This is a genomic window from Kitasatospora purpeofusca, assembly GCF_000718025.1.
In the GTDB taxonomy this organism is placed as follows: domain Bacteria; phylum Actinomycetota; class Actinomycetes; order Streptomycetales; family Streptomycetaceae; genus Kitasatospora; species Kitasatospora purpeofusca.
In genome coordinates this window covers 336,604-361,301 of sequence record NZ_JODS01000002.1, presented here as the reverse complement: position 1 = coordinate 361,301, position 24,698 = coordinate 336,604, and the positions used below count along the sequence as shown (strand labels likewise).

Here is a 24,698-nt window from a genome sequence, read left to right as displayed (position 1 = left end):
CTGCCCCGAAACAGAGACAAGGAACCCTTCATGAACCGCTCCGCCCGCGCCCGCAGACTGCCCGTCGCCGTGCTCGCCGTCGCCCTCTCCACCACCCTGCTCGCCGCCTGCGGCAGCAACGGCGGCAGCAAGGCCGCGGACACCGCCGAGCCGGCCGGCGACGCCTCGGCCGCCGCCGGTGCGGCCGCCGTCTTCCCGCGCACCGTCACCCACGCGGCCGGCACGGCCGAGATCAAGGCCCAGCCCAAGCGCGTGGTGGTCCTGGACAGCGGCGAGCTGGACGACGTCACCCTCCTCGGCATCACCCCGGTCGGCGCGGTCTCCCCGCACATGAAGACCGAGGGCGGCTTCCCGAACTACCTCAAGGACAAGGTCAAGGACGCCAAGGACGTCGGCCCGATGAACGAGCCGAACCTGGAGCTGATCGCCTCCCTGAAGCCCGACCTGATCCTCTCCTCGAAGGTCCGGCACGCCAAGGTCTACGACAAGCTCAACGCGATCGCCCCGACCGTGCTCGCCGAGACCACCGGCTTCCCGTGGAAGGCCAACCTCGCCCTCTACGCGCAGGCCCTCGGCAAGGAGGCGGAGGCCAAGAAGGCGCTCACCGACTACGAGGCCCGCGCCGCCGAGCTCGGCGAGGCGATCAAGGCGAAGAACGGCGGCACCGCGCCGACCGCCTCGGTGGTCCGCTTCGTGGCCGGCCCGACCCGCCTCTACGCCAAGGCCTCCTACAGCGGCGTGGTGCTGAAGGACGTCGGCCTGACCCGCCCGGCCGCCCAGGACGTGGACCAGAACATCCTGGAGGTCAGCGCCGAGCAGATCAACCAGGCCGACGCCGACCTGGTCTTCGTCACCGTCGCCGACGACCCGTCCAAGACCAAGCAGAGCGAGGTCCAGGACACGCCGGTCTGGAAGGGCCTGAACGCCGTCAAGAACAGCAAGGTGTTCAACGTGCCGGACGAGACCTGGATGTCGGGCATCGGTGTCCAGGCCGCCGACGCCATGCTGGTCGACATCGCCAAGGCCGCGGGCGTCGACGCCCCCCAGTAGGCCCCGCGCCCGGACGGACGGGGCGGGAGCGGCGACGGGGGGACGGCCGGGAGCCGCCCCTCGGCCCGCCCCGCCGCCGACCGCCCGCGCCTCGCACACCCTCACCCTCGCCCGCACCCGAGCCGGCCCGCGCTCCCCGCGCCCGCCCCCGCTCGCTCGCCCGCCCACCCGGAGAGGACCCGCCCTGCCATGCGCCTCTACCTGCTCGCCCTCAACCCGACCGACTCGGTGACCGACGGATTCCTCCCGGCCGCCGCCCGCCTCGGGCTCGCCGTCACCGTCCTCACCGACCACGCCGAGGCCCACCGACGCGCCTACGCCGACCTGGAGTTCGCGCCGGAGGTGACCGAGTGCGAGGTGCAGGACTTCCGCGAGGTGATCGGGCTGATCTCCCGCCTCCGGGCCTCCGGCACCGCCGACGCGCCGTTCGCCGTGTTCAGCAACAGCGACCACCTGCAGACCCAGACCGCGCTCACCGCCGAGTACTTCGGCCTCCCGGCCAAGGACTGGAAGGCCACCCTGCGGGCCAAGAACAAGGGCCAGCTCCGCCGCCACCTGGCCGCCGCCGGCCTCGACGCCGTCCGCTCGGTCGAACTCGCCCCGGAGCAGGACCCGTCCGTGCTGCGCGCGGCGGAGCTGCCCTTCCCCGTCGTGGTGAAGCCGCGCGAGGGCGTCGCCAGCGAGGACGTCTCGCTGGTCGCCGACATCGAGGAACTGGTCCGGCGCGCCGAGGAGATCCAGGACCGGCGCCCCGGCGCCGCCCTCGTCGTCGAGGAATTCCTGGAGGGGCAGCTGTACACCCTGGAGACGCTGGGCGACGGCCACCGCCGGCACGTCCTCGGCGGGTTCCGGACCAGACTCTCCCCGCCGCCGGACTTCGTCGAGGAGATGCTGGAGTTCGTCCCCGCCCACCCGCCGGCCGCGGTCGCCCAGGTGCTGGCCCAGCTCGACGCGCTCGGGGTCGGACTCGGCGCCTGCCACACCGAGTTCGTCGTCCAGCCGGACGGCCGGGCCCGGATCATCGAGGTCAACTACCGCGCCATCGGCGACCAGTGCGACCTCATGCTCGCCGAGATCCTCGGCGTCCCGCTGTTCGAGCACATCCTCGCCGCCCACCTCGGCCTCGAACTCCCCGCCGACCTCGGCGAACGCTGCGCCGCCACCCGGCTGCGCGCCCGCAACGAGGTGGTCTGCGCCGACCGGGCCGGAACCCTCACCGCCGCCCCCGGGCCGTACGACGAGGACGTCGACGGGGTCCGGCTCGCCTACCGGCCGCTGCGCCCGGTCGGCGAACGGCACGAGCACTACCGCACCAACCGGGACTACCTGGGCGTGATCTGGGCCGTCGGCCCCGAGCAGGCCGCCGTCGACGCCGCCGTGGCCCGGTTCGTGGCCGCCAACCGCTGGGAGATCACCCCGTGAGCGCCGCCACCACGCCGTCCGCCACCACGCCGTCCGCCGCCACGCCGCCCGCCGCCGCTCCGGCCGCCACCGCTGCTCGCGCCGCCACCCCCGCCGGGCTGCTCACCCTCCGGGTCCTCTCCGCCCTGGTCCGCGAGGACGTGCTCGGACTGCGCACCGGCGGCACGGTCGAGCACCGGGCCGACGGCGCCTGGCTGGTGGCCGCCGAGCACGGCATCGCCGTCCCCGTCGCCCCCGAGGGCTTCCAGAGCGAGTACGGCGCGCGCCTGCCGCTCGTCGAGGTCGACGGCCGCCGGATCGGGGAGCTGGACGCCGCGCTGACGGCGCTGGCCGCCCGCGCCGACGCCGAGGACCGGCCCGGCTGGGCCGCGTTCGCCGAGGAGTGCCGCCAGACCCTCGCCACCATGGAGCTGCACGAGCGGGTGCGCGCCGAGGTGCACACCGCGCTCACCGACCTCTACGGCCCCGACCCGGCCCACTGGACCGGCCCCGCCGCCGCCCTCGGCCACGACACCCTGGCCGCCTTCCTCGACCACCCGGTCTACCCGACGGCCCGCGGCCGATCCGGCCTCGACGAGCGCGAACTGCGCTCCCACGCACCGGAGTTCCACCCCACCTTCGAACTGCGCTGGCTCGCCCTGCCGGCCGGCGCGCTCACCCGGCACGGCGACCGCCCGCTGCCGCGCTGGTGGCCCACCCCGAGCTGGCTCGGCCTCGACCTGCCCGGCGGCGACGCCGCCTGGGAGACCCTGCCGGTGCACCCGCTGACCGTCGGCCCGGCCCTGGACGAGGCGCTGCGCGCCACCGGCCTGGACGGCCGCGCCGTGCTCGCCGATCGCCCCTACCTGACCGTCGTCCCGACCCTCTCGATGCGGACGGTGGCGGTCGCCGAGGACCCGGTCCACCACCTGAAGCTGCCGCTGGCCACCGCCACCCTCGGCCGGCTGAACCGCCGCACCATCAAACCCGGCACGCTGGTCGACGGCGCCGCCGGACAGCGGCTGGTCGAGGCCGTGCTGGCGCGCGAACCCCGGTTCGCCGGGCGGATCCTGCACGCCGACGAGCAGACCTGGGCGCACGCCGGGCACGAGCTGCTGGCGGTGCTGCTGCGCCGCTACCCGGAGGGGTTGGAGCGGTCCGTGACCGTTCCGCTCGCCGCGCTGCTGGCCCCGGCGCCGGCGTCCGCACCCGGCACGGCGCCGGTCGCGGACGCGGCAGCGGATTCGGCCGCGGGGGCCGCCGGCGGGCGCCTGGTCGTCGACCGGCTCGCCGACCGGTTCCACGGCGGCGACCCGGTCGCCCTCTACGACGCCCTGCTGGACCTGCTGCTCGACTGGCAGACCGCACTGTTCGGCCACGGCGTCGCCCTGGAGTCCCACCAGCAGAACACCTCCCTCGTCCTCGACCAGGACGGCGGCCTGCGCCTGCTCTACAAGGACGACGACGGCCCGCGCCTGCACACCGGACGTCTGGCCGCCTCCCTCGGCGAACTCTCCCCCTCGCCCGAGGAGTTCGACGACGCCCGGATCTTCGGCGACGACGACCGGCGGCTCACCGACCTGTTCACCACCATCACCGGCCACCTGTGCGCCGGCTCGCTCGCCTTCGGCCTCGCCGCCCACGGCCGGGCCGGACTCGACGAGCTGCTCGCCCTGCTGCGCAAGCGGCTGACCGAGGCCGTCGAGCGGACCGGACCGGCCGCCGAACCGCTGCGCGCCGCCCTGCTCGACGCCGAACGGCTCCCGGTCAAGGCGATGGTCACCGCCGGCACCCTGCTGAGCAAGCAGCGCTCGGGCGCCGCCGACATCAACAAGCACTACACCGACGGTCCGAACTACCTGCTGCCGCAACAGCGTTCCACGAACGAGCCAGGACCGGCGCGGTGACCGTCGACGCGCTGCCCCGGCAGTCCGAACGCGACGCCGCCCCACCGGGCGGAATCGGTCGGCGCCAGGTGCACGCCGTCGCCGCCTGCTACTTCGTCGCCTCCTTCGCCGCCCTCGGCCTGCCGCCCTACCTGACCGCGATCCTGCCCGGACTCGGCGACCCGCAGGGACGCTGGGCGGGCGTGCTCTACATCGTGCCCACCGTGTTCAGCGCCCTCGGCGCCCCGCTGTGGGGGCGGCTCGCCGACCGGTACGGCCGCAAGCGGCTCCTGCTGCGCGCCCAACTCGGCCTCGCAGTCTCCTTCCTGCTGGCCGGGGCCGCCGACTCGCTGCCCGCGTTCACCCTCGCGCTGGTGCTCCAGGGCTTCCTCGGCGGCACCTTCGCCGCGACCAACGGCTACCTCGCCGCCGCCCTCGACGGCGCCCGGCTGTCCCGGGCGCTCACCCTGATGCAGGGCAGCGCCCGGGCCGCGCTGGTGGCGGCGCCGATCCTGGTGGGCGCGCTGTCGCCGTGGATCGACCCGCACCGGCAGTACCTGCTGATGGCCGTACTGCCGCTGGCCGCGGCGGCGCTGCTCTCCCTGCTGCCGGAGCCGGGCCGCCCCGGGGCGAAGACAGCGGACGGGGCCGGACCCGGGGTCTTGGCCGCAGCCGTGGACGAGTCCGGGGCCGTGGCCCCGTCGACGGGCGTCCCCGTCGACGAACCAGCCGGCCGCACACCCCTGCGCGTGCTCTACGGCCTGGAGTTCGCCTTCGTCTTCGCCACGATCATCTCCTTCCCCTATCTGATAGCCCTGGCCGAGGAACGCCTCCCCGGGGTCTCCGGCACCACCACGGGCGTGCTGTTCGCCCTGCCCCACCTGTGCTACCTGGCGTTCGCGGCCCGCACCCACACCGCCTTCCTGCACCGCCCGCACACCGGCATCGCGCTCGGCTTCGGCTTCGTCGCGCTCGGCCTCGCCGGGCACTCCGTGGCAGACTCGCTCCCGGCCTTCGTCGCCGTCCGGCTGCTGCTCGGCGCCGGACTCACCCTCGGCCTGGTCTGCCTCTCGGTGCTCGCCGCCGAGGCGTGCCGCGGCCGGGCACCCGGGCGACTGTTCGGCTCGCTCGAATTCGTCTCCAAGGGCGGCGCCGTGGCCGCCGGCGCCGTCGCGGCGCTGGTCAACGGCCGGTTCGGCACCACCTCCCCCGTGCTGGTCGGCACCGCCGCCGCACTCCTGGCCGCCGTCGCGGCCGCCGCACTCTCCTCCCACTCCCGCCAGCGTTGGAGTCGCTCATGACGCACCAACTGCCCACCGCCGACCATGCCGTGGTCCATACCCTGCTCAACTGCCTGCTGCGCGAGGTGTCCGCCCCCGAACACCAGACCGCCGTCACCGACGGCCGCCTGCTGATCCGCCTCCCCCGGCGCGGCACCCTGCTCCGGGTCGCCCTGCGCCGCACCTCGCTGATCGGCGCTCACCGCTTCACCGGACCGGTGGAGGAGGAACACCCCGACGGCTGGCGCGCGTTGGACTGGCACGAACTCGCCCGCCAGGTCCAGGGCGAACTGGAACTGCGCACCGGCACGGTCAACGAGGAGTTCCTCGGCCAGCTCGCCTCCAGCCACACGGCGGTCTCCACCGCCCTGGCCGACCGCCCCCGGCCCGGCCCCAACCGCTACCTGGAGTCCGAGCAGGCCCTGCTGTTCGGCCACCGGTTCCACCCCGCGCCCAAGTCCCGCTCCGCCGAACGCGGCGACTGGCGCGACTACGCCCCCGAGGCACGCGCCGAGTTCCCGCTGCGCCACCTCGCCGTGCGGCAGGAACTGATCGCCGAGGCCTCCGCCGACCCGGCCGCGACCGCCCTGCTCGACGGCCTCGCCGCCGTCCCGGACGGCTACCGACTGCTGCCCGCCCACCCCTGGCAGTACGAACTCCTCAGCGACCACCCCCTGTTGCGCGGGGCGCTGGAGCGCGGCGACATCGTCGACCTCGGCCCCGGCGGCACCCCCTTCGCGGCCACCGCCTCGGTGCGCACCCTGTACGGCGCGGGCGCGTTCCTCAAGTTCAGCCTCAATGTGCGGATCACCAACTGCCTGCGCAAGAACGCCGCCTACGAGCTGATCGGCGCGGTCACCCTCACCCGGCTGCTCGCCCCGGTGCTGGCCGACCTGGCCGAGCGGTTCCCGGACGCCGCCGTACTGCGCGAGCCGGCGTTCCGCACCCTCGCCCTGCCCGGGTCCGACGGGCGGCCCGACCGGGCGCTGTACGAGGGCTTCGGCCTGATCGTCCGCGAGGGCCTCGGGGGTTCGCTGCACCCCGACGTCACCCCGCTGCTGGCCGCCGCCGTCGCCGACGAGTACCCGACCAGTTCGGCGCACATCTCCCGGCTGCTGTCCGACCCGGGCGACCCGGCCCGCGCGCTCGACTGGTGGACGGCGTACCTGCGGCTGCTGGTCCCGCCGGTGCTGGCCGCCTTCTTCGACCACGGCGTGGTGCTCGAACCGCACCTGCAGAACGTCCTGATCGGCGTGGACGCCGCCGGCCGCCCGGCCCAGGTGCTCTTCCGCGACCTGGAGGGGACGAAGCTCGTCCCCGAGCGGCACGCCGGACTGCTCGCCGCACTGCCGCCCGAGGTGGCCGGGCCGATGGCCTACGACGCCGAGCGGGGCTGGGACCGGGTGGTCTACTGCCTGCTGGTCAACCACGTGGCCGAACTGCTCGCCGCCGTCGCCGACCTGCACCCGGCGGCGGAGGGCGCGCTCTGGGAGGCGGTCCGCCGCGTCCTGGAGGAGTACGCGGCGGAGCACGGCTGCCCGCCCCGGCTGCGCGCGCTGCTCGCCGGCGTGCCGCTGCCGGGCAAGGCCAACCTGCTCACCCGCTGGGAGCGCAAGGCCGACCGCGCGGCCGGGTACGTCCGGATGGCCTCGCCGCTGGCCCGCTCCGTGCTGGCCGAGGCCGCCCACCGCGGCGCCGGCCGCACCGGCCGCACCGGCGCCTCGTCCGCCGTACCTGCCCCACCCGCACCGCTCGACCCACCTACCGCCCGGATTCCCCAGCCCGTCCAGGCCCCGCCCGTCGCCGCCGGAAGGACCCGATGACCGCCACCGAAGCCGTCCGCCGCCGGACCGCCGAGCTGCAGCCGGAGCAACTCCCGGCCTATGTCTACGACCTGGCGGCCCTGCGGAAGCACGCCGCCGCCGTCCGGGCCGCCCTGCCGGAGCGGGTCGAGCTCTACTACGCGGCCAAGGCCAACCCCGAGGCCCCGGTGCTGGCCGCGCTGAGCGAGGCCGTGGACGGCTACGAGGTCTCCAGCGGAGGCGAGTTGGCGCATGTCCGGGCAGCCGTCCCGGACGCCCCGCTGGCCTTCGGCGGGCCGGGCAAGACGCCCGCCGAGATCGCCGCCGCCGTGGACGCCGGTGTGCACCGCTGGCACGTCGAGAGCGAGCAGGAGCTGTACCGCCTCGCCGCCGTGCTGGCCGACCGGCCGGACGCGGCCGTGGACGTGCTGCTGCGGGTGAACCTGCCGGTCGGGGCGGGCACGCTGGATTCCGTGGCGCTGGCGATGGGCGGGCGCCCGACCCCGTTCGGGCTGGACCCGGACCGCGCCGAGGCCGCGGTCCGCCTGCTCACCGAGCCGGTCGGCCCGCTGGACCCCGTCCGGCGGCGGCTGCGGCTGCGCGGTGTGCACGCCCATCTGGCGAGCGGGCTGGCGGCCGCCGAGCAGCTGGCGCTGGCGGAGCAGATCGTCGGCTGGTCCACCCGTCTGGCCGAGCGGCACGCCTTCGCGCTGGACGAGGTCAATGTGGGCGGCGGCATGGCCGTCGACTACGCCGACCCGGACGCCCGGTTCGACTGGGTCGCGTTCGGCGCGGGCCTCGGCAAGCTGCTGGACCGCCACCCGGACCTGGTCCTGCGGATCGAGCCCGGCCGGGCGCTCACCGCGTACTGCGGCTGGTACGCGACCGAGGTGCTGGACGTGAAGCGCAGCCACGGCGAGGACTTCGCGGTCGTCCGCGGCGGCACCCACCACCTGCGGACCCCGGCCACCCGCGGCCACAGCCAGCCGTTCGGCACCCTGCCGGTCGAGGACTGGCCCCATCCGTGGGAGCGGCCCGCCGTGACCACCGGCCGGGCCACCCTGGCCGGCCAGCTCTGCACCCCGAAGGACGTGCTCGCCCACGCCGCCCCGGCCGCCGCCCGCCTCCGTACGGGCGACCGGGTGCTCTTCGACCTGGCCGGGGCGTACGCGTGGAACATCTCGCACCACGAATTCCTGATGCACCCCCGCCCCGGCTTCCACTACCTGGACGGCTACCCGGACGGCCCGACGGAGGACCGCTGAGGGACAACCCGTGACGGCCGACGGATGCCCGGGGTCGGACAGCGGATTCCGGGATCCGTCGGCCGCCGGTCGTACCCGCCACCCACCCGACCCGTACTGACGTGCGAAGGTGGTAGCGACGAAGGGAGCGGGCACGTGCTGATGGAGAAGGTGGCGGACATCATCGCCGAGGCCTCGGCCGAGGCGGTGGAGCCCCGGTTCCGGGCGCTGGCCTCGGGCGAGGTGATGGAGAAGGCCCCCGGCGAGGTGGTCACCGTCGCCGACCGCGAGGCCGAGCTGATCATCGCGCGGCGGCTGCGCGAACTGCTGCCCGTCCCGGTGGTCGGCGAGGAGGCGGTGGCCGCCGACCCGGCGCTCGCCCGGGCCCTGCACGCCGAACCCGCCGTCTGGCTGGTCGACCCCGTCGACGGCACCGCCAACTTCGTCGCCGGCCGCCCCGACTACGCGGTGATGGTCTCCCTGGTGCGCGACGGCCGGACCGTCGCCGCCTGGATCCGGCAGCCGGCCACCGCCACCACCTACACCGCCGAACTCGGCTCCGGCGCCTGGCGCGACGGCCACCGGCTGACCCGCGCGCCCGCCGGCACCGACCCGGCTGCCTGGCGCGGCTCGGTGAAGAGCCGGTTCCTGGACCCGTCCCGCCGCCGTCTGATCGAGGCCAACGCCGAGGCCTTCGGCGGACTCACCGCGGGCCGCCACGCCGCCGGCGTCGAGTACCCCGACGTCGCCGAGGGCGGCACCGACTTCATCCTCTACTGGCGCACCCTCCCCTGGGACCACGCCCCCGGCTCCCTCCTGGTGGCCGAGTCCGGCGGCCGCGCCGCCCGCCTCGACGGCTCCCCCTACCGCCCCGAGGCCCCGGGCGGCGAGGACGGCCTGCTCGTCGCGGCCGACCCGGCCACCTGGGAGCGGTGCCGCGAGATCCTGTTCGCACCGTAGGCCGCAGGCAGGGTCGCGCCGTGGGCCGCAGGCCGGTTCGCGCCCCGGGCCCCACCGTGGAAAACCCCGCGCGCGGCCGACGGCCGGGCTCGTACACTCCGCGATCATGAACTCACGGCAACAGACCGTCCTGGCCCTCGGCGCGCTGCTGCTGGCGACCGCCTGCACCTCCGCACCGGACCACCGCACCGCCGCGCCGGCCCGGCCCACGCCGGCCGAGGAGCCGGCGGAGTCACCCGCCCCGCCGCTCGCGGTGCACACGCTGACCTCGGCGGAGGTGCAGTTCGGCTGGTGGAACTGGGCGGCGGCGAGCCCCGCGGACCGCAGCCCGGTGCTCGACCGGAGCGGCCAGTGGTGCGCCCAGCGCCAGCCCGAGGACATCTGGTACCTGGCCGGGACGACCGGCGGGGAGGCGGTCGAGCGCACCTGCACCGTCCCCGTCGGCCTTCCGGTGCTGTTCCCCCTGGTGACGAGGACCGGCGAGGCCGCCGACTGCACGACGTTCATGGACCGGGCCACGGGCTCCGCCGTCCTGGACGGCGTCCCGCTGGCCGTCGAGCCGCTCGGCGCGACCAGGATCAAGCTGTCCGGGGTCGCCGGCAACGCCTTCGGCGACTTCGCGGCCCACGGCAACAACACCTGGTCGTGCGGCCTGTGGGTGCGGATGGACCCGCTCGCGCCCGGCAGCCACGAGCTGACGGTCCGGGGCGCGGCCTCCGACCCGGCGGTCACGGTGGGCGTGGACTACCACCTGCTTGCGGCCGTGCCCACACCCACCGGGAGCGTCTGACCCGCCCTACCGGCCGACCCAGCGCCAGGCCTGGCGGCCGGCCCGGACGACCTCGGCGATCAGGGCGTCCACCTCGGCCGGGGTGGTGTGCGGGTTGAGCAGGGTCAGTTTGAGCCGGACCCGGCCAGGACCCTCGCCGGGCAGTTCGGTCCGGCCGACCACGGCCCGTCCGCCGCGCAGCAGTTCGCGCCGCAGCTCGGCGTTGACCCGGTCGAGCGCGGCCGGGTCGAGCGCGGCCGGGTCGGCGTCGGGGCGGGGGGAGTCCGGGCCTGCCGGGCGGTAGCGGAACAGCAGGGCGGTCAGCACGGGTTCGGCGTGCAGCTCCAGTTCCGGTTCGGCCCGGACGGTGTCCGCGGCGTACCGCGCGAGGTCGTGGCAGGCGTCGACGAGCCGTCCGAGCCCGGCGCGGCCGAGGGTGCGCAGGGTGACGGCGAGCTTGAAGGCGTCGGGCCGCCGGGTGGTGCGCAGCGAGAGTCCCAACAGGCTCGGGTAGCCCGCCTGTTCGTCGTCGGCCGGGTTGAGGTAGACGGCCCGGCGGGCGAGCGAGACGTAGTTCTCGGCGTGGCGGACCAGGAAGACGCCGGCGGCGGCCGGCTGCCAGCCGAGCTTGTGCCAGTCCAGTGAGACGGAGTCGGCGCGTTCGATGCCGTCGAGCAGCGGGGCGAGCCGGTCGGAGAGCAGGGCGCCGCCGCCGTACGCGGCGTCGACGTGCAGCCAGGCGTCGTAGCGGGCGGCGAGTTCGGCGACGGCGGGCAGCGGGTCGACGGCGCCGGTGTCGGTGGTGCCGGCGGTGGCGACCACGGCGACGGGGGTGTGTCCGGCCCAACTCGCCTCTGCCAGGGCGCGTTCGAGCGCCACCGGGTCCATCCTCAGTTCGCGGTCGACGTCGACCGGGACGACGGCGCGTTCGCCGAGGCCGAGCAGGGCGGCAGCCCGCTGGACCGAGAAGTGCGCGGCCCGGGAGGCGAAGATCCGGGGACGGACTCCGGCGGGCAGGCCGAGGAGCCCGTCGAGTTCGACGATGCCGTCGAGCTTCTGGTCGCGGGCGAGCATCAGGCCCATGAGGTTGGACTCGGTGCCGCCGGAGGTGACCACGCCGGCGGCCCGGGCGGGGTCGTAGCCGACCAGGGCGGCGAGTTCGGCGAGCAGCGCGGTCTCCAGCGCCGTCGCCGCGGGGGCCTGGTCCCAGGAGTCCTGGGAGGGGTTGAGGGCGCTGACGGCGAGGTCGGCGGCGGCGGCCACGGCGAGCGGGGGGCAGTGCAGGTGGGCGGCGCAGAACGGGTCGGCGGGGTCGGCGGCGCCGTGGGCGAGCAGTTCGGTGAGGCGGGCGAGGGCGTCGGGGCCCTCGGCGGCGGCGAGCGCCCGGTCGACCAGGGCGGCGAGGTCGCCGGGGCGGCCGGGCGGCAGCGGGCCGCCCCGGCGGGTGGCGCCGGTCTCCAGCGCGTCGAGGACGGTGGCGAGCAGCGGGCCGAGCGCGGCGGGTCCGCCGACGCCGCCGGAGAGGGCGTCGAGGGGTGCGTCGGCGCCCTCGGCCGGGTCCGGCCAGGACCCGCCGGCACCCTCCCCGTCCCCGCCGCCGGTCCCGCCGCCGGTCGCCTCTCCCGGGCCGCCGCTCACGCCGAGGCCGCCGCGACGGCGTCCGCGAGCCGGTCCAGCACCGCGGCCGCCTGCTCGTCCGTGATGGTGAGCGGGGGCAGCAGTCGCAGCACGGCGTCGTGCCGCCCGCCGAGTTCGACGATCAGCCCGCGGGCCAGGCAGGCCTCGCGGACCCGGACGGCGAGTTCGGGGGCGGCCGGCCGGGCCCCGCAGGCGTCCGGAGCCGCGGTCGGGTCGACGAGTTCGACGCCGATCATCAGCCCGCGCCCGCGCACGTCGCCGATCGCGGGGAGTTCCCCGGCCAGCGCGCGCAGCCGTTCGACCATCCGGTCGCCGACCAGCGCCGCCCGTTCGGCCAGCCCGTTGGCGGCGACGTAGCGCAGCGTGGCCGCTCCGGCCGCCATGGCCAGTGTGTTGCCGCGGAAGGTGCCGGTGTGGGCGCCGGGCCGCCAGCCGTCGTACTCCTCCCGGTAGACGACGACGGCGAGCGGGAGGCTGCCGCCGATCGCCTTGGAGAGCACCATCGCGTCGGGCACGATCCCGCTGTGCTCGACCGCCCACATCGCGCCGGTGCGGCCGACGCCGGTCTGCACCTCGTCGACGATCAGCGGGATGCGGCGCTCGGCGGTGATCCGGCGCATGGCGCGCAGCCAGTCGTCCGGTGCGGGGACGACGCCGCCCTCGCCCTGGACGGCCTCCAGGACCATCGCGGCGGGCGGGACGACGCCGCCGGCCGGGTCGTCGAGCAGCCGTTCGACATAGGTGGCCGAGAGTTCGGCCCCGGCCTCCCCGCCGACCCCGAACGGGCAGCGGTAGCCGTAGGGGTAGGGCAGCCGGACGACCTCGCCGCCGCCGGGCAGCGGCTCCTTGACGGCGACGTTGCCGGTGAGCGCGAGGGAGCCGGCGGTCATCCCGTGGTAGGCGCCGGTGAAGGCGAGGGCGCCGGAACGGCCGGTCGCGGTCTGCATCAGCTTGAGCGCGGCCTCGACGGCGTCGGTCCCGGCGGGCCCGCAGAAGTGCACCCGCGCGCCGTCGGCGAAGGCGGGCGGCAGGCTCTCGAACAGGGCGGTGGTGAAGTCGTCCTTCTCGGCGGTCGCGAGGTCGAGCAGGTGGAGCGGGGCGCCGCTGTCGAGGGTGCGGCGGATCGCCGCCAGGACCACCGGGTGGTTGTGACCGAGGGCGAGGGTGCCGGCGCCGGAGAGGCAGTCGAGGTAGCGGCGGCCGTCGGCGCCTTCGACGGTCATGCCGCTGGCCCGCACGGGGACGATCGGGAACGAGCGCGCGTAGGTGCGGGCGGCGGACTCGCGCAGGCGCTGGCGGCGCAGGACGGCGCCCGGCGAGGATGCCGACCCGGCGGCGGGCGCCTGGCCCGGCGCGGGAACGGCGGCGGCGCGGGGGACGGTCGGACCGGTGGCGGGCTCAGCGGCGAGCGTCAAGGCGGACTCCCAGAAAATTAGGTGAGCCTAACCTTACTTGTCCGACCTGCCCTGGTCCGTCCGGGGGCTCCGGAACCACCCTTGCGGGTGACAACCCGGCCGTACCCTCAACGAGCGGGCCGTCGAGAGGTCACGGCCGTGAGGGGCGAGCGGGGTTCGGCCCGGAGGCCCCCGGGGCCGCCCGGCGTCCATGATCACCCGCATGCCAGACTCGGGGCCCAGGCGCCGCACCGGGCGCCCGCAGAGAGGAGTCGGCATGGCACTGTTCGGGAACGCCCACCGGGTGGACAACAGCGAGGCCCAGAAGGAGTTCGCCCGGCTGTTCGGCCAGGGCGAGCAGGTCCACGCCGCCTACCAGCTGGTCCGCGACACCTTCCTGTTCACCGACCGCCGGCTGATCCTGGTCGACAAGCAGGGCATCACCGGCAAGAAGACCGAGTACCACTCGATCCCCTACCGCTCGATCACCCACTTCGCCGTGGAGACCGCCGGCACATTCGACCTGGACGCCGAGCTGAAGATCTGGGTCTCGGGCGCCGCGATGCCGATCTCCAAGAACTTCACCAAGGGCGTCGACATCTACGAGGTGCAGGCCCTGCTCACCGAGTTCGTGGCCCGCTGACCCCACCGCCGGGGACGTCCGACCCGCCGGAGCTTCCCGAGCCGCCCGAGCCGCCCCCGCCCGGTCCGCCCGGTCCGCCGGAGCCGCCGGAGCCGCCCGTCCAGCGGTAGCAGAGCTCCGGCCGGCCGACCGTGCCGTAGCGGGGCTCCCGGACGGCGAGGCCGGTGTCCACCAGGTGCTCCAGGTAGCGGCGGGCGGTGATCCGCGAGACACCGGCTGCCGCACCGGCCGCCGCCGCCGACAGGCCGGCGCCCGCGCGCAGCACCCCGGCCACGGTGTCCAGCGTCGGAGCGCTCAACCCCTTCGGCAGGGCGGTGCGTTCGGGCATCCGCAGCAGCGCGAGCGCCTGGTCGACCTCGTCCTGCCCGGTGGCCGCCCCGGTCCGCCCGAGGGTGTCCCGGTAGCGGGCGTAGCGCTCCAGGCGGTCGTGCAGCGCGGCGGCCGCGAACGGCTTCAGCAGGTACTGGACCACACCGGCGGACACGGCCCGGCGGACCATCGCGAGGTCGCGGGCGGAGGTGACCGCGATGACATCGGTGGCGTGGCCGGCGGCGCGCAGGGTGCCGCAGAGCTGGAGGCCGTGCCCGTCGGGCAGGTAGAGGTCGAGCAGCAGCAGGTCGACGGGGCGACCGGCGGCCCGGGCCCGCTCCAGGAAGCGCAGCGCCTCCGCGCAGCCGTGCACGGTGCCGACGGCCCGGAATCCCGGCTCGCGCCCCACGTAGAGGGTGTGGGCGGCGGCGGCCACCGGGTCGTCCTCGACCACCAGGACGGAGATCTCGGCCCGTTCGGCATCCCCGACCCGTTCGGCGTCCCCCGCCTGTCCGGTGCCGCGGCTCACGGAGCCACCGCCACGCGCCGGTGCTCCCCCGCGCCCTCGCCCACCGGTCGGTCGAGCGGCAGCCGGACGGTGAGCACCGCGCCGCGCTCCCGGCCGACCTCGACGGTGCCGCCGTTGCGCCGGGCGGCCTGGGCGACCAGGGCGAGCCCGAGTCCGCGCCCGTGGCCGCCGCCCTCGCCGCCCTGTTGGCCGCTCTGTTGGCCGCTCCCGCCGTCGCCGCTCCCCTGGCCGTTCCCGCCCGCACTGCCGTGCTGCTTGGTGCTCCACCCGCGCCGGAACACGTCCTCCACCGCCCCCGGGTCGATCCCGGCCCCGGTGTCGGCGACCCGCAGCAGCAGGTGCTCCCCCTCGATCCGGGCGGTGACGGTGACCTCCGGGGGCCCGGGGTTCGCGACCGCGCCGGTGATCGCGGCGTCCACGGCGTTGTCGATCAGGTTGCCGAGGACGGTGATGAGGTCGCGGGCGGTCAGTCGCGACGGCAGCACGCCGTCGTCGATCGAACTGTCCGGCGTGAGCGTCAACTCCACACCCCGTTCGGCGGCCTGGGCGGCCTTGCCCAACAGCAGGGCGGCCAGCACCGGTTCGCCGACGGCGGCGACCACCCGGTCGGTGAGCCGCTGGGCGAGGGCGAGTTCGGCGGTGGCGAACTCCACCGCCTCGCGGTGACGGCCGAGTTCGATCAGCGAGACGACGGCGTGCAGCCGGTTGGCGGCCTCGTGCGCCTGGGCGCCGAGCGCCTCGGTGAAGCCGCGCACGGAGTCCAGCTCGCCGCTCAGCGCCTGGAGTTCGGTGTGGTCGCGGAGGGTGAGGACCCGGCCGAGACCGGTACCGATGGTGGAGGTGTTGAGCACCACCACCCGCTCGGCGGTCAGATGGACCTCGTCCCGGACCGGAGCGTCCCCGCAGACGGCCGCCAGCAGCGCGTCCGGCAGCCCCAGCCCGTCCACCGGGTGCCCCTCCACCGCCCCGTCCAGGCCCAGGAGTTCGCGCGCCGCGTCGTTGCACAGCACCACCCGGTGGTCCCGGTCGAGCAGCACGAGCCCCTCCCGGACGGCGTGCAGGGTGGCCTGGTGGTACTCGTAGAGGTGGCTGAGTTCGGCCGGCCCCATGCCGTGGGTGTGCCGCCGCAGCCGGGAGTTGGCGAGGTAGGTACCGATCCCGCCGACGGCCAGCGCGGCCGCCGCGACCCCCACCAGCGCGAGCAGGGGGCCGCGCAGCTGCGCCGAGATGGACTGCACCGTGATACCGGCGCTGACCAGGGCGACCACCCGGTGCCGCTCGTCCAGCACCGGGGTGACCACCCGCACCGACGGGCCGAGCGTGCCGGTGTAGGTCTCGCTGCGGGTCTCGCCGGCGAGCGCCCAGTCGATGTGCCCGAGGAAGGGCCGCCCGATCTGCTCGGGCAGCGGGTGGGTCCAGCGCACGCCGGCGGTGTCCATCACGGTGACGAAGGAGACCCCGGTGTCGACCCGCACCCGCTCGGCGTAGGGCTGGAGCACGGCCGTCGGATCGGGCGCGCCCGCGGCGTCGCGGACGGTCGGCGAGTCGGCGACGGCGCGGGCGACGGCGGTGACCTGGCGGCGGGCCGCGTCGTCGGCGCGCCCGGCGGTGAACAGGTACGCGAGCACGGCCCCGCCCGCGACCACGGCGGCGACGATGACCACTTGGACGACGAAGAGCTGTCCGGCCAGGCTGCGCACCAGCCGGCGCGGCGGGAGGAGGGTACGCGCGGACATGCCTGTCAGTGTGCACCACGGCCCGGTCGGCGCGGACCCCGCGGCGAGGACGGGGTGATGTGAACTCTATGAACGCAAACGTGACCCGCGTCACGCCCGGACCCCATAGTCGGAGCGGCCCACCACCCGGGGCCCCCGGACCGCACACCGGCGCACCCCCATGAGCGCATCCCCACGGGCGCACGCGCCACCGGGCACAGCAGGGCGAAGGAGCCACAGATGTCGATCACCGGAGCAGCAGCGGGCGCGGGCGCCAGACCGAAGGACCGCACCCACGTCCTCTACCTCGCCGTGATCGCGGCGGTCGTCGCGGGCGTCGTGGTCGGCCTGGCCGCGCCGGACTTCGCGGTGGAGCTGAAGCCCATCGGCACGGGCTTCGTCAACCTCATCAAGATGATGATCAGCCCGGTCATCTTCTGCACCATCGTGCTCGGCATCGGCTCGGTCACCAAGGCCGCCAAGGTCGGCAAGGTCGGCGGCCTGGCCCTCGGCTACTTCCTCGCCATGTCGACCGTCGCCCTCGGCATCGGCCTGCTGGTCGGCAACCTGCTGGAGCCCGGCGGCGGCCTCCACCTGACCTCCGCGCTCGCCAAGTCCGGCCACGCCCAGGCCGCCGCCGGCGGCGCGCAGTCCACCGCCGACTTCCTGCTCGGGATGATCCCGACCACCATGCTCTCCGCCCTCACCGAGGGCAAGGTGCTGCAGACCCTGCTGGTCGCCCTGCTGGCCGGGTTCGCCCTCCAGGCGATGGGCCCGGCCGGCGCCCCCGTGCTGCGCGGCATCGAGCACGTGCAGCGGCTGGTCTTCCGGGTCATGGCGATGATCATGTGGGTGGCACCGATCGGCGCCTTCGGGGCGATGGCCGCGGTGGTCGGCGCCACCGGGACGGCCGCACTGAAGAGCCTCGCCGTCATCATGATCGGCTTCTACCTGACCTGCGCCCTGTTCGTGGTCGTGGTGCTCGGCACCCTGCTGCGCCTGGTCGCCGGCGTCAACATCTTCACCCTGCTGCGCTACCTCGGCCGCGAGTTCCTGCTGATCCTCTCCACCTCCTCCTCGGAGAGCGCCCTGCCCCGGCTGATCGCCAAGATGGAGCACCTGGGCGTCAGCCGCCCGGTGGTCGGCATCACCGTCCCGACCGGCTACAGCTTCAACCTGGACGGCACCGCGATCTACCTGACCATGGCCTCGATCTTCATCTCGGAGGCGATGGACAAGCCGATGTCGGTGGGCGAGCAGCTGTCGCTGCTGGTCTTCATGGTGATCGCCAGCAAGGGCGCGGCCGGCGTCACCGGCGCCGGGCTGGCCACCCTCGCGGGCGGGCTCCAGTCGCACAAGCCGGCCCTGGTGGACGGCGTCGGGCTGATCGTCGGCATCGACCGGTTCATGTCCGAGGCCCGGGCGCTCACCAACTTCGCCGGGAACGCCGTCGCCACCGTGCTGATCGGGCAGTGGACCGGGGAGCTCGACCGCGAGCGGGCCCGGCTGGTGCTGGCGGGCGAGGTGCCGTTCGACGAGCGGACGCTGCTGGACGCGGACCCGCACGGCGCCCCGCACGGCGGCGCCCCGGCGGCGGAGCCCGCCGCCCCGACCGGGTCGCCCTCGGCCGCGCCGGTCCCGGCCCCGGCCCCGGCCCCGGCTCCGGCCACCGCCGGGACGACTGCCGCGGCCACGGCGGCGAGCACGACGACGGCCGCCTGAGCGGCGGCCCGTCCCTCACACCCCCCTGGTCCGGCGCCCCGCCCAACCCCCCGGAAAAGGCGCCGGACCAGGGGTCCCGCATGTCCCGGGGGCCCTCAGGCCGGGCAGTCCCTCGGGCCGGGCCTCTCGCGCTCGGGCCCGAGCCGCGCGCGCTCGGGCCCGGCCCCGGGGGGGGGCGACCGACCCGCTCAGACCTCCTCCGAACCGCTGACCGCCCAGCTCAGCCCGGTCGCCGGGTCCTCCAGCGCGAGGTGCAGGTGCCGCAGCCGGTCGGCCGGATCGTCCCAGGTGAAGCAGCGCATCCGCGCGACCAGGGCACGGACCTCCGCCCGGTCCGCCGACTCCGGCCGCTGCGCGCCGGTCATCGCCGTCAGCACCCGCCACAGCGCCAGCCGCCCGTGCGCCGCGCCGTACGCGCGGTCCGCGATGCCCGCCTGCACCAGCGCCGGCCAGGCCAGGGCGAACGGCAGGTACCCGCCGACGACCATCGGGCCCGGCGCCAGCTGGGCGGCGGCCCCCGCCGCCGGTCCGCGCACGCAGACCGTCCGTGCCCAGCCGGCCAGCTCGGCCAGCGCCCGGGTGGCCGGCTGCCCCGGCAGCCGGGCGCCGGGTTCGGGCAGTTCCACCCGGGCCAACCCCTCCCGGCTGGCGGGCAGCGTCAGCAGCGCGCTGCGCGAACCGCCGTGGCGCAGGTACTCCCGGACCGGCATGCCCTCGGCCCGCCCCACCGACTCCCAGGGCTCCAGCAGCAGCGGCACCCCCTCGGGGTCCGGCTCGGCGCCCCGGGAGAGGTCCTCGCCGAGCAGCACCCGGGTCTGCGCGACCAGCCGCCGCACCGGGGGCGGGCCGAGCAGCGGGGCGAGCCGCCGCCAGGTGTGCCGGGTCGCCAGCACCTCCCAGAGCGGCCCGGCGTCGTGGTCGGCCACTCCGGCCGCGGTGCCGGGGCCGCCGTCCGCGTCGAACAGTCGAGCGGCCACCTCGGGCGGCGCGGCGTACGCGATCAGGTGACCGAGCGCGGCGGTGGCGATGCCGGCCCGGCCCTGCGCGGCCGCGACCACCCAGGCGGCGGCCGCCCCGACGCCGCCCGCCGGGCCTCCGCCCGACCGGTCTCCACCCGCCTGCCCGCCGTCGGCCAGGTCGAGCGCGACGGCGGCGGCGCGGGCCTGCCGGTAGGCGCCCAGCAGTTCGATCCAACGGCCTTCGTCCACCAGGGAGCGGAGCCGATGCTCCTCGTACGTGATCACGATTTGCAGCGTACGGGGCGATACCGGAGCTGAGCTGACTTGCCGTCAGACCGGTGCGTCGGACCCCGCGCGCGCCCCCGGCACATGCCCGGACAGGGGGCGGGCGACCGAGCGACGCACTCCGCCGCCCGATCCGGACCCCGCCTCGGAACCGGAACCGGAACCGGCCGGCGAATCGCGCTCCCGTTCGAGAATGCCCCGCAACCGGTCCAGCGCCCGTCGCCGGGTGACCGCCAGGGTGGAGCGGTGCACACCGAGGAGCTCGGCGGCCTCCTCCAGGCTGTACCCGTCGAGGTCGACCAGCACCACCGCCCGCGCCTGCTTCACCGTCAGACAGCGCAGCAACCGCACCACCTCCCAGTGCGCCTGCAGCTCGGCCACCCCGCCGCCCGACGGGTCGTCGCACCCGCCGAACCACCCGCCGCCCCACCCGCCGACCGCTGCGGAACCGCCGACCGGCCCCACGTCCTCCAGCGCCTCGTACGGGAGCAGCCGACGGCGGTCGCGGCGCCACTCGTCGCGCACGACGTTCGCCATCGCGGTGAACGCGTAGGCGTAGGGCCGGGGATGGCCGAGGAAGCGGGCGGGATTCCGGGCGATCCGCAGATAGGCCTCGTGGACGACATCGCCCGCGCCGAACGGATCCCCGAGCATGCGGACGGCTGCGCGCCGGAGCCTGGGCAGCAATTCGGTGAACATCCGGTCGAATTCCGCGGATTCGGCCGACGGGCGCGGGCTCGGATCCTCCCCACCCCGGCAACCGGCCGTGATCCCCATCCCGCCCCCTCGGAAATCGGCGCCCCGAAGGCCCGGTCGATGGATATCGGGCCGTCGGCCGCACGGCCTTGTGACGCACATCACATCATAGTTCGTCGTCCCACCATTCCGCAGCCATTCGTATGCAGTACGGGAGGGGGCCCGGGGTGGGCGCCGAAGGCACTTTGCAAAGTCCTGGCGCACTTTGCAAAGTGCGCCAGGACTTTGCAAAGTGCGGCGGGCAGCCTCCGGCCCTCCCGGAGGCGACGCTCCGACGGCGGGCGGGCGCAGGGGCGTTCGGCGTCCCAGCGGCCGGGGGACCGGAACTCCCCGGAGCCGCCACCCCCGGGACCGCCACTCCCCGGGGCTGCCCGGCCCGGGTGCCCCCGGGCCGGGCGGACTCCGCGCGGAGGCCGGGGTGGTGGTGCGACGGTGCTTCTTGCGCCGTCCGTGCGTGCGCTTCCGACCCGGGGTGCATGGGACGCTATCGGCGCGGCCGCCCGGCGGCGGCGAGGATCCGCGAATCCGCCCGCGGCACCGGGGCGTTGTGTTCGAATGTCCCGGTCGTGTGCCCCGACCGGTCCGGCCGCCGTGACGGCGGACCGCCCGGGGCCGGGCACTCCGCGTCCAACTCCCCCGCCCCGCCGACCGCTTGCCGTGGGCCCTCCGCCGCCGGCCCTGCGCCGTCAACCCTCCGCCGCCGGCCCCGGCCCCTCAGCCGCGCGGCGTCAGCCGGACCCGCATCGGGCTCCGCACCTGGAGCGTGATCCCCTGCCCCAGCCGGACGCCGCGGTCCACCGCCTCGAAATCGAAGTCCCGCAGCAGCGCGCCCAGTGTCAGCACCGACTCCAGCATGGAGAAGTGCTGCCCTATGCAAGCCCTCGGCCCGCCCCCGAACGGGTACCAGGCGTACCGGTGCCGCTCCTTCTCCCGCTCGGGCAGGAAGCGGTCCGGGTCGAAGCGGTCCGGCTGCTCCCAGTGGTCCGGGTGCCGGTGGGTGACCCACGGCGCGAGGATGACCTGGGCGCCGGCGGGCACGACGTACCCGTCGATCACCGACTCCTCCACCGAGCGGCGCCCCATCTGCGAGGCGGCCGGGTAGAGCCGCATCGCCTCCTTCAGCACCTGGGTGAGGTAGGGCAGCGCCTCCAGGTCGGCCGCCACCGGCGCCCGTCCGGCCAGTACGGCGTCCGCCTCCTCGCGCGCCCGGCGCCGCTGCTCCGGGTGCTTGGCCAGCAGGAAGAGCGCGAAGGCGAGCGAGGTCGCCGTGGTCTCGTGCCCGGCGAGCAGGAAGATCAGGACCTGGTCGCGCAGTTCCGCCGGGTCGAGCCGCTCCCCGTCCTCGCCCCGGGCCCGGGTCAGCAGTTCCAGCAGGTCCTCCGGACCGGCGGCGTCGGCCACACCCGCCGCCCGCCGCACCGCCCGCTCGGCGATGATCCGGTCGCACACCGCGTAGAGGTCGCGCTGCGCACCGGCGGCCCGCCGGTTGGCGGGAGTCGGCCAGCCGCGGGGCACCTTCACCGGCGCGAAGCCGCGTTCGAGGACGAACTCGCCGAGCACCGGGAAGCTGTGGTGCACCACCCGCACCGCCGCCTCCACGTCCGCACCGAACAGGATCCGGGACACCGTGCGCAGCGCGAACCGCGACATCTCCTCCGCGACGTCGACCACGCCGCCGGGCACCACCCGCCAGCGGTCGGCGAGCACCCCGCACTCCTGCCCGACGGCCTCGGCGTAGCCGTCCACCCGGCGCCGGGTGAACAGCGGCTGGATCAGCCGGCGCTGGCGGTGGTAGTCGCCGTCCTGGCTGGTCAGCAGGCCGTTGCCGAGGCTGGTCCGCAGCTCGTCGTAGAAGCTGTTGTCCTTGCGGAAGTTGGCCGCCTCGCTGCCGAGCACCTGGTGCGCGCCCTCCGGCGAGAACACCGCGTAGAACTCGGCGCGCAGCCCGGGCGGTCCGGCGGCGAAGCGGACGACGTCGCCGTAGTCGCGGCGGGCGTCGAGGTACGTGCGCAGCGGACGCCGGGTCAGGTCGAGCAGCGAGCCCACCAGCGGGAGTCCGGGCGGCCCGGGTATCCGGGTGATGGTGGCGGCGGTGCCGGTGGTACTGGTGGTGCTGGTGGTCGCGGCGGTCAGCGACATGTCCCCTCCTCGGTCGTGCGCCTCACCGGTCCGGCTTCCGGTCGGGTGCCCCCGCCCCCGACCGCGCGACCGGTCGGTCGTGCTCCCGTTCCGTCCCCAACGTAACTGCCGGGTAATCGGCACAGAAGGGGCGCACAGAGCGCTGCCGACGCGCGCCACCCCGCGCTCGCCGACCGCCCCGCGCCCCTCGGCGGCGGCGCGGATCCGAAGGACCGCCCCGGGGCCGCTTGCGTCTTCCGACAGGCCCGCCACCCGCTTCGGTACCCCTGGCCTGTGCGATGAGACAGACGAAATTCGGCCCGCATATGCGGCACTATGATCGGCGTAATGGCCGCACCTGCGGCATTGACCCCGCGCCCCTCCCGGCGCGCCCAGGAGGGGAAGCCAAGGAATGGCCATCCGCAGACTCACCGCCACCAGGCTCACCGCCACCGCGGCGGCGGCCCTCGTCCTCGCCCTCGGCGCCACCGCCTGCGGCAGCGACGGCGGCACCGACGCCAAGAGCAGCAGCAGCTCCCCCGCCGCCCCCGGCACGGGTGCGGCGACCGGCGCCGGCACGGGCGCGGCCGGCGTCCCGAAGGTCTCCGGGACGATCACCGTGTTCGCCGCGGCCTCGCTCAAGGAGACCTTCACCGACCTGGGCAAGAAGTTCGAGGCCGCCAACCCCGGCGCCAAGGTCACCTTCAACTTCGGCGGCAGCTCGGCCCTCGCCACGAGCATCAACTCCGGTGCCCCGGCCGATGTGTTCGCCGCCGCCAGCCCCGCCACCATGAAGACCGTCACCGACGCGGGCGGCGCCGCCGGCGAGCCGAAGACCTTCGTGCGCAACACCCTCGCCATCGCCGTCCCCAAGGGCAACCCCAAACACGTCGCCGGCCTCGCCGACCTGGCCGCGCCGGGTGTGAAGGTCGCGCTGTGCGCGAAGGAGGTGCCCTGCGGCGCCGCCGCGCTGACCGCGCTCAAGGCCGCCAACGTCAACCTCACCCCGGTCACCCTGGAGCAGGACGTCAAGGGCGCGCTGACCAAGGTCGAGCTGGGTGAGGTCGACGCCTCGCTCGTGTACCGCACCGATGTGCAGGCCGATGCTGCGAAGATCGACGGCGTGGAGTTCCCCGAGGCCGCCAAGGCCGTGAACGACTACCCGATCGCCGCTCTGGCCAAGGCGCCCAACAAGGACGGCGCCGCCGCCTTCGTCGCCTACATCCAGTCGTCCGAGGCGCAGCAGGTGCTGACCGCGGCGGGCTTCCAGGCGCCGTGATCCGTCGCACCGGCCGCGCGGACGGCACGGCGGACGGCACGGCGGACGGCCGCGCGGGCGGCCCCGGGTCCGGGGACTCCTCGGGCCCGGCCCCGCTCCCGGGCTCCGGCCCGGGGCCCGGCCGGCCGCGCCGCCCCGGCCGACGGCGGGCGGGGCGGGTGCCGGTCGCCCTGCTGCTGCCCGCGCTGCTCGGCCTGGCGTTCCTCGTCCTCCCCCTGGTCGGACTGCTGGTCCGAGCACCCTGGAGCGCACTCCCGGAGCAGCTCACCAGCCCGCAGGTGTGGGAGGCGCTGCGCCTCTCGCTGGTCTGCGCGACCGCCGCCACGGCGGTGTCCCTGATCCTGGGCGTGCCGCTGGCCTGGCTGCTGGCCCGGACCGAGCTGCCGGGCCGGCGGCTGGTCCGGGCCCTGGTCACGCTGCCGCTGGTGCTGCCGCCGGTGGTCGGCGGCGTCGCGCTGCTGCTGGTGCTCGGGCGGCGCGGCATCGTCGGCTCCTGGCTGGACTCCGCGTTCGGCATCACGCTGCCGTTCACCACCACCGGCGTGGTGATCGCGGAGGCGTTCGTCGCGATGCCGTTCCTGGTGATCAGCGTCGAGGGAGCGCTGCGCGCCGCCGACCCGCGCTACGAGGAGGCCGCGGCGACGCTGGGCGCCTCCCGGCTGACCGCGTTCCGCCGGGTCACCCTGCCGCTGATCGCCCCGGGCATCGGGGCCGGCGCCGTACTGGCCTGGGCGCGGGCGCTGGGCGAGTTCGGCGCGACGATCACCTTCGCGGGCAACTTCCCGGGCCGTACGCAGACCATGCCACTGGCCGTCTACCTCGCGATGGAGTCGGACCCGGAGGCGGCGATCGCGCTGTCCCTGGTGCTGCTGGTGGTGTCGATCGCGGTGCTGGCCGGCCTGCGCGAGCGCTGGATGTCCGCGCCGTGAGGCCGGCCGCCGCCCCTGCCCCCGCCCGCT

At 75.6% G+C, this 24,698-nt stretch carries 19 protein-coding genes; 12 read left to right on the top strand and 7 right to left on the bottom strand.

The window, feature by feature from the left end:
• Positions 1-30 precede the first annotated feature (30 nt).
• The 8 genes from IF01_RS0104650 to IF01_RS45210 all read left to right on the top strand — a co-directional run bounded on the left by IF01_RS0104650 (position 31) and on the right by IF01_RS45210 (position 10,413).
• On the top strand, positions 31-1,050 hold the full coding sequence (locus tag IF01_RS0104650) for an ABC transporter substrate-binding protein (RefSeq protein ID WP_030391961.1): 1,020 nt from the start codon (positions 31-33) through the stop codon (positions 1,048-1,050).
• A 189-nt stretch (positions 1,051-1,239) separates the two neighbouring features.
• A complete protein-coding gene (locus tag IF01_RS0104645; RefSeq protein ID WP_030391960.1) occupies positions 1,240-2,472 on the top strand; it encodes an ATP-grasp domain-containing protein in 1,233 nt (410 codons plus the stop codon).
• On the top strand, positions 2,469-4,358 hold the full coding sequence (locus tag IF01_RS0104640; protein ID WP_051754916.1) for an IucA/IucC family protein: 1,890 nt from the start codon (positions 2,469-2,471) through the stop codon (positions 4,356-4,358). Before IF01_RS0104645 ends, IF01_RS0104640 begins: the two co-directional genes overlap by 4 nt.
• A complete protein-coding gene (locus IF01_RS0104635) occupies positions 4,355-5,638 on the top strand; it encodes an MFS transporter (protein WP_244215421.1) in 1,284 nt (427 codons plus the stop codon). Before IF01_RS0104640 ends, IF01_RS0104635 begins: the two co-directional genes overlap by 4 nt.
• A complete protein-coding gene (locus IF01_RS0104630; RefSeq protein WP_078879660.1) occupies positions 5,635-7,440 on the top strand; it encodes an IucA/IucC family protein in 1,806 nt (601 codons plus the stop codon). Before IF01_RS0104635 ends, IF01_RS0104630 begins: the two co-directional genes overlap by 4 nt.
• A complete protein-coding gene (locus IF01_RS0104625) occupies positions 7,437-8,684 on the top strand; it encodes a type III PLP-dependent enzyme (protein WP_030391956.1) in 1,248 nt (415 codons plus the stop codon). Before IF01_RS0104630 ends, IF01_RS0104625 begins: the two co-directional genes overlap by 4 nt.
• A 141-nt stretch (positions 8,685-8,825) precedes the next feature.
• Positions 8,826-9,623 (top strand): inositol monophosphatase family protein, encoded by a 798-nt coding sequence (locus IF01_RS0104620; RefSeq protein WP_030391955.1) that lies wholly within the window; start codon positions 8,826-8,828, stop codon positions 9,621-9,623.
• 106 nt (positions 9,624-9,729) lie between these two features.
• Positions 9,730-10,413 (top strand): hypothetical protein, encoded by a 684-nt coding sequence (locus IF01_RS45210; protein ID WP_051740182.1) that lies wholly within the window; start codon positions 9,730-9,732, stop codon positions 10,411-10,413.
• A gap of 6 nt (positions 10,414-10,419) precedes the next feature.
• Here the strand turns inward: IF01_RS45210 and IF01_RS0104610 are convergent, their stop codons facing one another.
• Complete coding sequence (locus IF01_RS0104610) at positions 10,420-12,030, bottom strand: pyridoxal phosphate-dependent decarboxylase family protein (RefSeq protein WP_208624279.1); 1,611 nt, start codon at positions 12,028-12,030, stop codon at positions 10,420-10,422.
• Entirely contained in the window at positions 12,027-13,445 is a 1,419-nt protein-coding gene (locus IF01_RS0104605) for a diaminobutyrate--2-oxoglutarate transaminase family protein (protein ID WP_030391952.1), read from the bottom strand. Before IF01_RS0104605 ends, IF01_RS0104610 begins: the two co-directional genes overlap by 4 nt.
• Positions 13,446-13,701: 256 nt before the next feature.
• Here IF01_RS0104605 and IF01_RS0104600 point away from each other — a divergent pair, with 256 nt between their 5' ends.
• Entirely contained in the window at positions 13,702-14,067 is a 366-nt protein-coding gene (locus IF01_RS0104600) for a PH domain-containing protein (RefSeq protein WP_030391951.1), read from the top strand.
• On the opposite strand, the gene IF01_RS0104595 is transcribed toward IF01_RS0104600, so the two are convergent.
• On the bottom strand, positions 14,045-14,842 hold the full coding sequence (locus IF01_RS0104595) for a response regulator (protein WP_078879706.1): 798 nt from the start codon (positions 14,840-14,842) through the stop codon (positions 14,045-14,047). The genes IF01_RS0104600 and IF01_RS0104595 overlap by 23 nt on opposite strands.
• Positions 14,843-14,901: 59 nt before the next feature.
• The gene (locus IF01_RS0104590) at positions 14,902-16,641 is read right to left on the bottom strand and encodes a sensor histidine kinase (RefSeq protein ID WP_030391949.1); all 1,740 of its coding nucleotides are present in this window, start codon (positions 16,639-16,641) and stop codon (positions 14,902-14,904) included.
• 219 nt (positions 16,642-16,860) lie between these two features.
• Here IF01_RS0104590 and IF01_RS0104585 point away from each other — a divergent pair, with 219 nt between their 5' ends.
• Positions 16,861-18,342, top strand: a complete 1,482-nt coding sequence (locus IF01_RS0104585) for a cation:dicarboxylate symporter family transporter (protein ID WP_078879658.1) — start codon at positions 16,861-16,863, stop codon at positions 18,340-18,342.
• Positions 18,343-18,530: 188 nt separating this feature from the next.
• Here the strand turns inward: IF01_RS0104585 and IF01_RS0104580 are convergent, their stop codons facing one another.
• From IF01_RS0104580 to IF01_RS0104570, 3 genes are all read right to left on the bottom strand, one after another.
• Positions 18,531-19,586, bottom strand: coding sequence for a hypothetical protein (locus tag IF01_RS0104580; protein WP_030391947.1), 1,056 nt, complete (start codon positions 19,584-19,586; stop codon positions 18,531-18,533).
• A 45-nt stretch (positions 19,587-19,631) separates the two neighbouring features.
• Positions 19,632-20,285, bottom strand: coding sequence for an RNA polymerase sigma factor (locus IF01_RS0104575; protein WP_063764130.1), 654 nt, complete (start codon positions 20,283-20,285; stop codon positions 19,632-19,634).
• 771 nt (positions 20,286-21,056) lie between these two features.
• Complete coding sequence (locus IF01_RS0104570) at positions 21,057-22,481, bottom strand: cytochrome P450 (protein ID WP_030391945.1); 1,425 nt, start codon at positions 22,479-22,481, stop codon at positions 21,057-21,059.
• Positions 22,482-22,872: 391 nt separating this feature from the next.
• Between IF01_RS0104570 and modA the strand changes: the two genes are divergently transcribed.
• Both modA and IF01_RS0104560 read left to right on the top strand, forming a co-directional pair.
• A complete protein-coding gene (gene modA / locus IF01_RS0104565) occupies positions 22,873-23,739 on the top strand; it encodes a molybdate ABC transporter substrate-binding protein (RefSeq protein WP_030391944.1) in 867 nt (288 codons plus the stop codon).
• On the top strand, positions 23,736-24,668 hold the full coding sequence (locus IF01_RS0104560) for an ABC transporter permease (RefSeq protein ID WP_375340968.1): 933 nt from the start codon (positions 23,736-23,738) through the stop codon (positions 24,666-24,668). The genes modA and IF01_RS0104560 overlap by 4 nt, the downstream gene beginning before the upstream one ends.
• Positions 24,669-24,698: the final 30 nt, after the last annotated feature.